The sequence below is a fragment of the Haloechinothrix sp. LS1_15 genome, assembly GCF_033042135.1.
GTDB lineage: Bacteria > Actinomycetota > Actinomycetes > Mycobacteriales > Pseudonocardiaceae > Haloechinothrix.
This window is the reverse complement of record NZ_WBXM01000008.1, coordinates 83535-96415: the sequence shown is the minus strand read 5'-3', so window position 1 is coordinate 96415 and position 12881 is coordinate 83535. Positions and strand designations below refer to the sequence as shown.

12 protein-coding genes are annotated in these 12881 nt (G+C 70.2%); 11 read left to right on the top strand and 1 reads right to left on the bottom strand.

What is annotated here, in order from left to right:
- The first annotated feature begins 248 nt into the window (after positions 1-248).
- From F8178_RS13805 to F8178_RS13765, 9 genes are all read left to right on the top strand, one after another.
- The gene (locus F8178_RS13805; protein ID WP_317495177.1) at positions 249-1037 is read left to right on the top strand and encodes an electron transfer flavoprotein subunit beta/FixA family protein; all 789 of its coding nucleotides are present in this window, start codon (positions 249-251) and stop codon (positions 1035-1037) included.
- 38 nt (positions 1038-1075) lie between these two features.
- Positions 1076-2035 (top strand): electron transfer flavoprotein subunit alpha/FixB family protein, encoded by a 960-nt coding sequence (locus F8178_RS13800; protein ID WP_317495176.1) that lies wholly within the window; start codon positions 1076-1078, stop codon positions 2033-2035.
- Between the two features lie 250 nt (positions 2036-2285).
- Positions 2286-3074, top strand: coding sequence for a lysophospholipid acyltransferase family protein (locus F8178_RS13795; protein ID WP_317495175.1), 789 nt, complete (start codon positions 2286-2288; stop codon positions 3072-3074).
- Positions 3075-3100: 26 nt separating this feature from the next.
- A complete protein-coding gene (locus F8178_RS13790) occupies positions 3101-4411 on the top strand; it encodes a cysteine desulfurase family protein (RefSeq protein WP_317495174.1) in 1311 nt (436 codons plus the stop codon).
- A 35-nt stretch (positions 4412-4446) separates the two neighbouring features.
- On the top strand, positions 4447-5538 hold the full coding sequence (mnmA, locus tag F8178_RS13785; protein WP_317495311.1) for a tRNA 2-thiouridine(34) synthase MnmA: 1092 nt from the start codon (positions 4447-4449) through the stop codon (positions 5536-5538).
- 17 nt (positions 5539-5555) lie between these two features.
- On the top strand, positions 5556-6593 hold the full coding sequence (locus F8178_RS13780; RefSeq protein WP_317495310.1) for a methionine synthase: 1038 nt from the start codon (positions 5556-5558) through the stop codon (positions 6591-6593).
- A 46-nt stretch (positions 6594-6639) separates the two neighbouring features.
- A complete protein-coding gene (locus tag F8178_RS13775; RefSeq protein WP_317495309.1) occupies positions 6640-7374 on the top strand; it encodes a hypothetical protein in 735 nt (244 codons plus the stop codon).
- Positions 7375-7478: 104 nt separating this feature from the next.
- Positions 7479-9569, top strand: coding sequence for an NAD-dependent DNA ligase LigA (gene ligA / locus F8178_RS13770; RefSeq protein WP_317495308.1), 2091 nt, complete (start codon positions 7479-7481; stop codon positions 9567-9569).
- Positions 9570-9571: 2 nt separating this feature from the next.
- Positions 9572-10096 carry a GNAT family N-acetyltransferase gene (locus tag F8178_RS13765; protein ID WP_317495173.1) on the top strand — a complete coding sequence of 175 codons (525 nt, stop codon included), beginning with the start codon at positions 9572-9574 and terminating at the stop codon, positions 10094-10096.
- Positions 10097-10161: 65 nt separating this feature from the next.
- Here the strand turns inward: F8178_RS13765 and F8178_RS13760 are convergent, their stop codons facing one another.
- On the bottom strand, positions 10162-10812 hold the full coding sequence (locus F8178_RS13760) for an amino acid-binding protein (protein WP_317495172.1): 651 nt from the start codon (positions 10810-10812) through the stop codon (positions 10162-10164).
- Positions 10813-11065: 253 nt separating this feature from the next.
- Here F8178_RS13760 and gatC point away from each other — a divergent pair, with 253 nt between their 5' ends.
- On the top strand, positions 11066-11365 hold the full coding sequence (gene gatC, locus F8178_RS13755) for an Asp-tRNA(Asn)/Glu-tRNA(Gln) amidotransferase subunit GatC (protein WP_317495171.1): 300 nt from the start codon (positions 11066-11068) through the stop codon (positions 11363-11365).
- Positions 11362-12879 carry an Asp-tRNA(Asn)/Glu-tRNA(Gln) amidotransferase subunit GatA gene (gatA, locus tag F8178_RS13750; protein WP_317495170.1) on the top strand — a complete coding sequence of 506 codons (1518 nt, stop codon included), beginning with the start codon at positions 11362-11364 and terminating at the stop codon, positions 12877-12879. Before gatC ends, gatA begins: the two co-directional genes overlap by 4 nt.
- Positions 12880-12881 lie beyond the last annotated feature (2 nt).

Genomic DNA, 12881 nt, shown 5'->3' with positions numbered 1-12881 from the left:
AGATAGATGGGCCTTCCAGGTGAATGCAGTCACCTCAGCGGGAACTCGCACGGGCGTTGGCATTAATCTACTGCCCAGTAGTTCTCTAGGTCAGTGTCGATCGGTGCAAGCCTCGCTCCGATGTCCTCTTCGGGAGGCACTCGGGCGCCCGCAGTGCCGTGGGTACCAGGCGACCAGGTGGAGCCGCACGACACGCACAACGGCAAACGCGACAGCCCAGACGCCAGTATCGGAGGTCAGCAAGACCCATGACCAACATCGTTGTCCTGGTCAAGCAGGTGCCTGACACCTATTCCGAGCGCAAGCTCTCCGAATCCGACCACACGCTGGATCGTGCCTCCGCCGACGCGGTACTCGACGAGATCAACGAGCGTGCCGTCGAGGAAGCGTTGAAGATCAAGGAAGCGGGCGAGGGCGAGGTCACCGTGCTGTGCGTCGGCCCGGACCGGGCGACCGACGCGATCCGCAAGGCCCTGTCCATGGGCGCGGACAAGGCGGTCCACGTCTCGGACGAGGCCCTGCACGGATCCGACGTGATCGCCACCGCAAAGGTGATCACCGCGGCCATCGGCAAGCTGGACAGCTTCGACCTCGTCATCGCCGGGAACGAGGCCTCCGACGGCCGGGGCGGCGCGGTTCCCGCGATCGTCGCCGAGCTGCTCGGCCTGCCGCAGCTCACGCATGCCCACCAGGTCACCGTGAACGGTTCGACGATCACGGTCGACCGGGAGACCGCCGACGAGGGCATCACCCACCTCGAGGCGAGCCTGCCTGCGCTGGTGAGCGTCACCGAGAAGATCAACGAGCCGCGCTACCCCTCGTTCAAGGGCATCATGGCGGCCAAGAAGAAGCAGGTCGACACCTACACTGTGGCCGATCTCGGCATCGACGCGGGCGAGGTCGGCCTCGCCAATGCCTGGTCCAAGGTCGAAAAGGCCGCACCGAAGCCGCCGCGCCAGGCCGGTGAGCGCGTGGAGGACGACGGCGACGGCGGCACCAAGGTCGCCGAGTATCTCGCGAGCCAGAAGCTCATCTGACAGGCGCGCAGGCAACAAGGTTTCGGAGGAAAGAATTCATGGCTGAAGTCCTGGTACTCGTCGATCACACAGGCGGCGAGGTCAAGAAGTCCACGTTCGAGTTGCTCACCGCCGCCCGCACGCTCGGGGAGCCCGCTGCCGTCGTGGTCGGGGCTCCCGGCACGGCAGGCAAGATCAGCAGCGCGCTGGGCTCGTACGGCGCGCAGAAGGTCTACGTCGCCGAGTCCGACGACGCGACCGGCTACCTGGTCACCCCCAAGGTCGACGCGCTAGCCGCGGCCGCTGAGCAGGCCTCTCCCTCGGCGGTGCTGGTGTCGGCGACCTCGGAGGGCAAAGAGGTCTCCGGCAGGCTGGCGGCCCGGCTCGGCTCCGGCCTGCTCGCCGACGCCGTCGGGATCAACGCCGACGGCACCGTGGAGCAGTCCATCTTCGGTGGAGCGTTCACCGTGACCTCGTCCGCGACACGGGGTGCGCCGGTCATCTCGGTGCGTCCCGGCAGCATCGACGCAGAGGAGGCCTCCGGCGCGGCTACCGAGGTGCCGCTCGAGCTGCCCGCGATCGACCCAGCCAAGTCGGCCAAGGTCACCGGGTTCGAGCCGATCGTCGGCGGTGACCGGCCGGAGCTGAGCGAGGCGTCGGTGGTCGTCTCCGGTGGCCGTGGTGTCGGCAGCGCGGAGAAGTTCGAGGTCGTCGAGCAGCTGGCCGACGCGCTGGGAGCCGCGGTCGGCGCCTCGCGTGCCGCGGTCGACTCCGGCTACTACCCGGCACAGTTCCAGGTGGGGCAGACCGGTAAGACCGTCTCGCCGCAGCTGTACATCGCGCTGGGGATCTCCGGCGCGATCCAGCACCGAGCGGGCATGCAGACCTCCAAGACGATCGTGGCCGTGAACAAGGATCCCGAGGCCCCGATCTTCGAGATCGCCGACCTCGGCGTGGTCGGCGACCTGTTCAACGTGGCCCCGCAGCTCACCGAAGCTGTGCAGCAGCGCAAGGGCTGAGATAGCACCACGGCGGCAGGCGCCGGGCGATGGCAGGGGATGCCTCCGCCTCGCCCGGCGTTCGCCCGCCGTGCGACCAACCGTCATGCGCGTGGCCTCCCGGAGTTCGCCTGCCACGCGATACCACTGGGGTGTGACTTCCGCGTCCTGTCCGGCTTCGCGACGTCCCGGCATCGGAGGGTGAGGCGTGCACGCGTGGATGCCACGATCACCCTGCGGAGCTGGGTGTATCGGCGGAACAGTGCCGCGCGTGCGCCGCGTCACCGCGTGGTGGCGGCTTGCGTTGGCTGCAGGCGCCGCGCTGGTCGCGTTGCTGTGTGTGCCCGCGCTCGGCCTGGTCGGGCAGGTGGGCAGGCTCCGGTTCCAGCGGTCGTTCTTCGTGGTGCTCGCCGCGGCGTTGGGGGTCCGGGTGGCGGCCGTCGGCGGCGATGACCTCGCCGGGCGCGTCGAACCGCGGCCCGGTCAGGGTGCGCTGCTGGTGAGCAACCACGTGTCATGGCTGGACGTGGTGGCGGTGAACACGGTGGCACCGGTGCGGTGCCTGGCCAAGGCCGAGATCGCCGGCTGGCCGGTGATCGGGCCGCTTGCCTCGGCCGCGGGCACCGTCTTCGTCGACCGTGCCGCCCTGTCGAGGTTGCCAGGCACGGTGTTCGAGCTGTCGCGGGCGCTGCGCGAGGGCTGGCTGGTCGCGGTGTTCGGCGAGGGTACGACCCGTTGCGGCAAGCAGGTGGGGCGCTTCCACAACGCCCCGTTCCAGGCGGCGCTGGAGGCGGACGCGGTGGTGCGGCCGGTTACCGTGCGCTACCGCCTCGCCGGTGCGGGTGAGACCACCCATCCTGCGATGATCGCTGGCGATTCGCTGCTGGACTGCGCGCGCCGGATCGCGCGGCTGTCCGGCCTGATCGTGGAGGTGCGGATCGGCGAACCGATCGCGCCGTCGCGAGCCGGTGACCGCCGGTTGCTGGCCGCCTTCGCCGAGACCGCGGTGCGTGGGACGCTGCGCGAGGCGCGGGTACGGGTACGGGAAACGTCGCGGTAGCCGGGCCCAGCTACCCTGGAGAGACGATGACGTATCTCGACCACGCGGCGACCACACCCATGGTGCCGGAAGCGATCACCGCGATGACGGAGGCGCTGTCGCAGGTTGGCAACGCCTCGTCGCTGCATTCGTCGGGACGGCGGGCCCGTCGTGTCGTCGAGGAAGCGCGCGAGACGGTTGCCGATGCGCTCGGGGCGCAGCCCTCCGAAGTGATCTTTACCGGCGGCGGAACGGAAAGCGACAACCTCGCAGTCAAGGGCATCTTCTGGGGCAGGCGCGCTGCCGATCCCGCCCGCATCCGGGTGTTGGCGCCCACCGCCGAGCATCACGCGGTGCTCGACTCGGTCCAGTGGCTCGCCGATCACGCAGGCGCGGAGGTCACCTGGCTCGAGGTGGACTCCTACGGCATGGTCCGGCCGGAGACGGTGCGCGCGGCGATCGAGGCCAACCCCGACGACGTGGCGCTGGTCACCGTGATGTGGGCGAACAACGAGGTCGGGACCATCAACCCCATCGGCGAGATCGCCTCGGTCTGCGCCGAGTTCGGCATCCCTTGCCACACCGACGCGGTGCAGGCCGTCGCGGAAGTGCCGGTGGACTTCGGCGCGTGTGGGGTGACCGCGTTGACGTTGAGCGGGCACAAGATCGGCGGCCCCTACGGCATCGGCGCGTTGCTGCTGTCGCGTGAGGCGGCGTGTGTGCCGCTGCTGCACGGCGGGGGGCAGGAGCGCGAGGTCCGTTCCGGAACGCTGGACGTGCCTGCCGTCACCGCGCTCGCCGCGGCCGTACGTTCGGGGGTCGATGGCCGCGAGGAGCACGCGCGCACGGTGAGCGAACTGCGTGACCAGCTCGTCTCCGGTATCCGTGAGGAGGTACCGGACGCGGCGCTCAACGGCGCGCCGCTCGAGGAGGCCAGCGCTGGAGGCGACACCGTCCCGGCACGCCTTCCCGGCAACGCGCACTTCACCTTTCCCGGTTGCGAGGGTGACAGCCTGCTGATGCTGCTGGATGCGAAGGGGATCGAGTGCTCGACGGGTTCGGCCTGCACCGCAGGCGTGGCGCAGCCATCCCACGTGCTGCTGGCCATGGGCGCCGATCCCGCGTCAGCGCGGGGGTCGCTGCGGTTCACCCTTGGCCGGACCTCCAGCAAGGACGATGTGGCAGCGGTGGTTGCCGAGATCGGCGGTGTGGTGCGGCGGGCACGGCAGGCCGGGCTCGCTGGCGCGTCCAGCACGCGCGGCAACCCGGCAGGCAGTCCGGGTTCGGCGGACGCGGCGGGCAGCGCCGGTCCGGCTGGTGGATATCGCAAGCGGCGTGATGCAGGAGTGCGATCATGACCGGAGGCACGGCGCGAGAGAACGGAGGGCGCCCGTTGCAGGTACTCGCCGCGATGAGCGGTGGGGTGGACTCGGCTGTGGCGGCTGCCCGCGCGGTCGACGCAGGCCACGAGGTGACCGGTGTGCACCTGGCGCTGTCGCCCCAGCCGGGCACGCTGCGCTCGGGAGCTCGGGGATGCTGCACCATCGAGGACGCGGGAGACGCGCGCCGTGTCGCGGACCTGCTCGGCATCCCGTTCTACGTGTGGGATTTCGCCGAGCGCTTCGACGAGGAGGTCATCGAGACCTTCGTCGGCGAGTACGCGGCTGGCCGGACCCCGAACCCGTGCGTGACCTGCAACGAGAAGATCAAGTTCGAGGCGTTGCTGGACAAGGCGATGGCGCTCGGCTTCGACGCGGTCTCCACCGGCCACTACGCCCGGCTGGCGATCGTCGACGGCGCGCCCGTACTGCGGCGCAGCGCCGACCCCGACAAGGACCAGTCCTACGTGCTGGCCTCGCTCACGCCCGAGCAGCTGCGGCACGCGATGTTCCCGCTCGGCGACTCGCACAAGTCCGAAGTGCGCGCCGAGGCCGAGCGGCGCGGTCTCGCCGTGGCGAGCAAGCCGGACAGCCACGACATCTGCTTCATCCCCGACGGCGACACCGCGAAGTTCCTGGAGTCCCGGCTCGGCGAGCGGCCGGGGACCCTGGTCGAGGAGTCCTCGGGTGCCGTGCTCGGCGAGCACTCCGGCGTGCATCACTTCACCGTCGGCCAGCGCAAGGGCCTCGGTATCGAGGCACCCGCCCCGGACGGCAGGCCGCGGTACGTGCTGGATATCGAGCCGGTCTCGGCGACCGTCACGGTCGGCTCAGCCGAACGCCTCGGCGTGACGCGGATCGACGCCGATCGAGCGGTGTGGCCGAGCGAGCGGGTGCCCGTTGGGCCGACGGAGTGCGTGGTGCAGGTGCGCGCCCACGGTGGTACGGCACCGGCGGTGGCCGACTGCGACGGCGAGTCCATCCGGGTGTCGCTGCGGGAGGAGCTGCGCGGGGTGGCTCCCGGCCAGACGGTCGTGCTGTACCAGCCGGACGAGCGGGGGGATCGCGTGCTCGGCAGCGGCAAGATCGCGGACACCGGAAGGTGATGGGGGAGGAGGTAGCGTTGCGGCAGCTTCCGTGGCCGCCGGGGACCGCGACAGCGGTCGGTCCCATGCCAGGAACCGATATCGTCGAGGCGACGGCGGTCGTCTTCGGCGAGCTTCCCGAGTTCCCGCACGTGCCCGACCTCCCGGACCGGGGTGTGGGTGCCGACGCGATCGGGCGCACCGCGGCGCTGCTGCTCGATCTCCCGGTGGAGTTGGTGCCCACCGGGTACCGGGTCGCCGCCCGACCCGGCCATGATCACCGCCGCGCGGTGGACCTGCTGCGCTGGGACCTGGACGCGCTGGAGGAGGCCGCCGCCCGGGCCGCCACCCGCGGTGGGGTACTCAAGCTCCAGCTGGCTGGCCCGTGGACGCTTGCGGCAAGCGTCGAGCTCGCGCGCGGGCACCGGGTAATGACCGACCCCGGGGCGTTGCGCGAGTTCACCACGTCCCTGACCGAGGGCGTCGCCGCACACATCGGGGAGCTGAGCGAGCGCACCGGGATGCGGGTGGTTGTGCAGTTCGACGAGTCCGTGCTGCCCGAGGTGCTCGCCGGGGCGTTGCCGACACCCTCCGGGTACGGGACGGTGCCGTCGGTGCCTGCTCCCGAGGTGACGGCGCTGCTCAAACCGGCCGTCGACGAGCTGGAGCAGGTCAGCGGCACACCCGTGGTGCTGCGGTGCGAGGGTCCACGCCCGCCCGTGGCGGTGTTGCGCGACGCCGGGGTCAAGGCGGTGTCGCTCGACGCCACGTTGCTGCCCGGCGCCCCAGGCAGGGTCCTCGACGAGATCGGCGAGGCTTGGGAAGCGGACACGGTGTTGCTGCTCGGCCTGGTCCCCGCGACCCCTCCGGCCGAGCGGGTCGAGTTACGCTCGCTCGCCGAGCCCGCGCTGTGGCTTGTCGACCGGCTGGGTTTCGGTCGGTCGTTGCTCGCCGAGCGTGCCGTGCCCACCCCGACCGCCGGGTTCGCCGGGGTCGACCGAGAGTGGGCGCGCCGTGCCCTCGGGCTGAGCCGGGACCTCGGTAAGGCCTTCGTGGAGCCACCCGAGGGTTGGTAGGCGCCACCGGCGGTGGGCCGGGCGCGGGACGTACGGTGAGGTCGTGATGCGATGGTTTCGACGACGCGCCGAGCGCGAGCCCACCTCCGGTGGCGAGCCGGTTGACCCCCGTACGCCGTGGCCTGCCGCGCCGGGACCGGAGGATCCGACCGAGGCGGCGAAGCGGTTCTGGCGTCGGTGGTCCGAGATCCTGCCGGATGTCAGCGCTGCGCTGGGTGACGGCGAGCCGCTGCGCGTGGAACACACGCTCTGCGAGCTGGTCGCCGCCCTGCACCCGGATCTCCAGTTCTCCGTGGAGCGCGGGCAGCGCTCCGCCTACGCGCTGGTGCTCTCCGGCCAGGAGGATCCCGCGTTGCGGCCCTACACCGATGCGTGGATCGCCGCTGCCCCCGATGAGGACGCGATGTGGGAGTACCACGATTCGATTCCCGCGGTCCCCGATCCGAGTGAGGTCACGGTTAACCTCGGCCCGCACCGGATCGGGCTGGCAGAGGTGCGCGTCGTCGCGCAGGTGGACAGCGCCGAACGCGCCGTCGACGTGGCCGTCTACCACCCGCTGTTCGGCGAACTCGACGCGGTGGCGCGCGAGACCATGACGTTCCTCCCGCTGGAGGCCTCGCTCGGGGAGCGGCAGGCGGCCACCTGGCTGCGCCGGGTCGAGATGGCCACGGCGCCGCCCGAGGGGGCGATGACGTTGGTCGAGTTCCGCGAACTCGTCACCGGGCTCGCCGAGGGGACCGGCGAGGGGGACAGCGGTGGCGGTGTCGGTACGGCCGACTAATCTCGGGTGATGTGAGCGTGGAGAATCAGCTAGATGGCGACCGCCGGGGCACCGTCGAGCAGCAGCCGCGGCCTGAGCAGCCGAGCGGGGACGTTCCGGGCGAGATCCGGCAGCGGCACACCTCGCTGGCCAACGAGGTGCGGAGTCACCGTTTCCGGTACTACGTGCTCGACGAACCGACCATCAGCGACGGCGAGTTCGACGCGTTGTTCGCCGAACTCGAACAGCTCGAAGCCGACTATCCGGAGCTGGCGACCCCGGACTCGCCGACGCAGCAGGTGGGCGGCGGGATCTCGACCGAGTTCACCGCCTACGACCACCTGGAACGCATGCTCAGCCTGGACAACGCCTTCGACACCGCGGAGCTGTCCGCCTGGGTGGAACGGCTGCACCGTGAGCTCGGCGAGGAGGCGGGCGCGGCGCTGAGCTACCTCTGCGAGCTCAAGATCGACGGTCTCGCGGTGAACCTGCTGTACGAGAACGGCACCCTGACGCGGGCGTTGACCAGGGGAGACGGCCGAACCGGCGAGGACGTCACGTGGAACGTGCGCACGCTGGACGAGGTCCCGGAGACACTGGTGGCGCGCGACGGCTTCCCCATCCCCGAGGTGGTCGAGATCCGCGGCGAGGTGTTCTTCCGGATCGAGGAGTTCACCGAGCTCAACGCAGGCCTGGTCGCAGAGGGCAAGACGCCGTTCGCCAACCCGCGCAACGCGGCCGCGGGCTCGCTGCGCCAGAAGGACCCCAGGGTGACGCGGCGGCGGCCGCTGCGGATGATCTGCCATGGCCTCGGTAAGCGTGTCGGTTTCGAGCCGCGCACCCAGTCAGAGGCTTACGACGCGCTGGCAGCCTGGGGATTGCCGGTGTCGAGTCACTCGAGGGTGGTTCGCTCGCTCGACGAGCTGACCGAGTTCGTGCGGTACTGGGACGAGCACCGGCACGACGCCGAGCACGAGATCGACGGTGTGGTGGCCAAGGTCGACGACGTCGCGCTACAGCGCAGGCTCGGCAGCACGGCGCGGGCGCCGAGATGGGCGATCGCCTACAAGTACCCCCCGGAAGAAGCCACGACCACGCTGCTCGACATCAGCGTCAACGTGGGCCGGACGGGACGGGTGACCCCGTTCGCGGTGATGGAGCCGGTCACCGTCGCCGGGTCCACGGTGTCCATGGCCACGTTGCACAACGCGGGTGAGGTCAAGCGCAAGGGGGTGCTGATCGGCGACCGCGTGGTGATCCGTAAGGCGGGGGATGTGATTCCGGAGGTGCTCGGACCGATCGCGGCGGAACGCACCGGCGCGGAACGAGAGTTCGTGATGCCTGCGAGCTGCCCCGAGTGCGGCACCGTCTTGCGGCACGAGAAGGAGGGTGATGCCGATATCCGGTGCCCCAACGCCCGCTCGTGCCCCGCGCAGCTGCGCGAGCGGCTGTTCCACGTCGCCAGCCGCAACGCGCTGGATATCGAGGTGCTGGGCTACGAGACGGCTACGGCGCTGCTGGAGGCGGGCGTCGTCACCGACGAGGGCGACCTGTTCACCCTGGACGAGGGCAGTTTGCTCGACGTGGAGCTGTTCCGTACGAAGGCGGGTGAGCTCTCCGCCAACGGGCGTAAGCTGCTGTCCCACCTGGACGAGGCGAAACACCGGCCACTGTGGAAAGTACTGGTCGCGCTGTCGATCCGGCACGTCGGCCCGACAGCGGCGCAGGCGCTGGCGCGCGAGTTCGGCTCGATCGAGGCGATCGACGAGGCGGACGAGCAGCGCCTCGCGGAGATCGACGGGGTGGGCCCCGCGATCGCGACCGCGGTTCGCGAGTGGTTCGCGGTGGACTGGCACCGCGAGGTGGTGCGCAAGTGGCGGGAAGCTGGCGTGCGGATGACCGAGGAGCGAGACGACTCGGTGCCGCGTAACCTCGAAGGGCACTCGATCGTGGTGTCCGGCTCGCTGGAAGGGTTCACCCGCGAGGAGGCGAAGGAAGCGATCATGGTGCGTGGGGGCAGGGCAGCCGGCTCGGTATCGAAGAAGACCTCCTTCCTGGTGGCGGGGGATGCGCCTGGCTCGAAGTACGATAAGGCAATGCAGCTCGGAGTTCCGGTGCTGGACGAGCAGGGATTCACCGTGCTGCTTGAGCGCGGTCCGGACGCCGCGCGCGAGGTGGCTGAGAGTGCTGTGGCGGGCAGTGCTGTGGGGGAGTGACCGTGGGTGACATCGTCGTGCGCCCAGCGCAGGGCGCGGAGATCGACCGCTCCGGTGAGATCGCCGTCCTGGCCTACCAGGCCGCGGGCTTGTTGAGCGAGTCGAGCGATTACGTGGCACGGTTGCGGGACGCGACCAACCGAGCGGAGCAGGCGGAGCTGCTGGTGGCGGTGGATGGTGACGATGTGGTGCTCGGTACCGTCACCGTCGCAGCGTTCGGTACGCCGCTAGCACAGATCGCACGGCCAGGGGAGCTCGAGTTCCGCATGCTGGCTACCGATCCCGCCTACCGTGGTCGCGGCATCGGCGAGCTGCTGACCTACGCTGTGATGGATCGCGCCGCGCAGCTCGGCTGCCTTCGCGTGGTGATGTGCGTGGACGAGCAGAACACCGCAGCGCAGCGGCTCTATCGCAGGCTCGGCTTCGTCAGGCTCCCGGATCGTGACTGGTCCCCTGCCCCCGAGGTGCACCTGCACGCCTTCGAGCGCGCGGTGGACGGGCGGTACAGCCCTGGGGGTGGGCGCTGAACGTCATGTTCAGCGCCGTGGACGGAACGAACGGAGCGTTCGTTCCTGTTGGTGCCCAGAGCGCGCTAGCCGTCCAGGACCACGGCCACGATTCCGGCGAGGTGCGCCAGCCTGGCCACCTCCGCGGCCCGGAACATCGGGCCGCCCGGCCTGCCCACCAGCAATGCCCGGTCGGGTTTGCCGATCGGGGTGGCGGCGAGTTCGGTGCCCAGCTCCCGCCAGGTCGCGGGGATCCAGGACTCGTCGGCGTCCAGCACCGTGGCCCGTTCGAGCGGGAGCCAGGGCAGCTCCCCCAGCGGCGCTTCCGGGGCGGCGGTGGATGCCGCCAACCGCTCCACCCCACCGTTTTGACGCAGCACCAACGCCCACCCGGCGCGCACGATGCGCGGCACGCCCTCGGCGAGGCGTTCCAGCCCTGCGCGCGGAGCTGCCGCGATCTCCTCGACGAGCTCGAGCTCGCGATGGGTGTCCAGCACACCGGCATAGGGGCGTACCGCGTCCACCTCCACACCGTCGACACTCTCCGCCGCGGTGATCAGCGCGTCCGGCAAGCTACCGGAGGGCATTTCGACGACGAGGTCGTCGACCGCCGTACCCGACCCGCGTTCGACGACGTCGACGCTCAAGATATCCGCGCCGACCATGCCCAGCGCCGTGGCGACCGCACCCAGACTTCCGGGGGCGTCCGGGATCTGCACCCGGATCAGGAAGGACAACGCGAACCTCTTCTCCTTTGCCTACCCCAGCCTTGCCGTGGGGAGATGGGATCAGTGGGACATTCTCGCAGAGATACCGGCCCCTGCGGATCCGCCATCTCCGGTACAAGGATAGCTGTACGTGCACACCAGCCGGTGCGCGCGGCCGGGATGCGGCAGAGACACGGCCCTGTGCACGACCGGCTCGGCGGGAACCATAGACTGCGAGGTGCCCAGGTTTGGTCCCCGAACGTATACCCCGGGAGTTGACCTCGTGTCCACGATTTCCCGCGATGAGGTCGCGCACCTGGCCAGGCTCGCCAGGATCGACGTCACCGAGGCCGAGCTGGATACCTTCGCGGGCCAGCTCGACGTGATCCTCGACTCGATGGCCAAGGTGAGCGAGGTGGCAGGCGACGACGTCCCACCGATGACCCACGCCGCCGACGTGACCAACGTCTTCCGCGAGGACGTGCCGCGTCCCGGCCTGAGCCAGCAGCAGGCGCTGTCCGGTGCACCGGCGGCCGAGGACGGCCGGTTCAAGGTCCCGCGGATCCTGGGGGAGGAGCAGTGACGGAGCCGATCACACTGACTGCCGCCGAGCTGGCGTCGAGGATTCACGCGGGCGAGGTCAGCTCGGTGGCCGTGACCAAGGCGCATCTCGAACGCATCGGCGAGGTCGACAAGGAGATCAACGCCTTCCTGCACGTCGACACCGAGGGCGCGCTGGCCACGGCGGAGCGGGTGGACGCCGACATCGCGGCAGGCAACCCACCAGCGTCGCCGCTGGCTGGTGTACCGCTCGGGCTCAAGGACGTGCTCACCACCTCGGGTCAGCCCACGACCTGCGGGTCACGCACCCTGGAAGGCTGGATCCCGCCGTACGACGCCACCGTCACCCGCAAGCTCGCCGAAGCCGGGGTCGTGGTGCTGGGCAAGACGAACATGGACGAGTTCGCGATGGGCTCGTCCACCGAGAATTCCGCCTACGGCCCTACCGCGAACCCCTGGGACACCACCCGCGTGCCCGGCGGCTCCAGCGGGGGCTCGGCGGCCGCGCTGGCGGCGTTCGAAGCCGCGATGAGCATCGGCACCGACACCGGCGGATCGATCCGGCAGCCGGGGGCGATGACCGGAACGGTCGGTGTGAAGCCCACCTACGGCGGAGTTTCCCGTTACGGCCTCGTGGCGTTCTCCTCCTCGCTGGACCAGGCTGGGCCGTGCGCGCGCACGGTGCTGGATGCCGCCTTGCTGCACGAGATCATCGCCGGTCACGATCCGTTGGACTCGACATCGTTGGCCGCCCCGGTTCCCCCCGTGGCGGCGGCGGCGCGTTCGGGTGCCGAGGGCGACCTGCGCGGCGTGCGGGTCGGTGTGGTGTCAGAACTCGCTGGTGGCGAGCACGGTGACGGTTACCAGGCGGGCGTGCTGCGCTCGTTCTCCTCCGCGGTCGACCGGCTCCGCGAACTCGGGGCCGAGGTGATGGAGGTGTCCTGCCCGTACTTCCGCTACGCGCTCGCCGCCTACTACCTGATCGCGCCCAGCGAGTGCTCGTCGAATCTGGCCCGGTTCGACGCGATGCGTTACGGGCTCCGCGTCGGTGACGACGGGTCGGCCAGCGCGGAACGGGTGATGTCCCGTAGCAGGGAGGAAGGTTTCGGCGCCGAGGTCAAGCGCCGCATCATCGTCGGCACCTACGCGCTGTCCGCGGGGTACTACGACGCCTACTACGGGTCAGCCCAGCAGGTGCGCACGCTCGTCACCAGGGACTTCAACGCCGCCTACGAGCAGGTGGACGTGCTGGTGTCGCCGACGGCTCCCACCACCGCATTCCCCATCGGTGAACGGGTGGATGATCCGATGGCGATGTACCGTGCCGACCTGTGCACAATCCCTGCGAACCTGGCGGGAATTCCCGCGATGAGCGTACCGAGTGGACTTTCCGACGACGACGGTCTACCCGTCGGGCTGCAGATCATGGCCCCCGCGCTGGCCGAGGACAGCATGTACCGGGTGGCTGCCGCCTACGAACGCGCGCGCGACGAGGCGGCGGGCAGCGCGTTGACCGAGCACCTTCCCCAGCTGTGAGG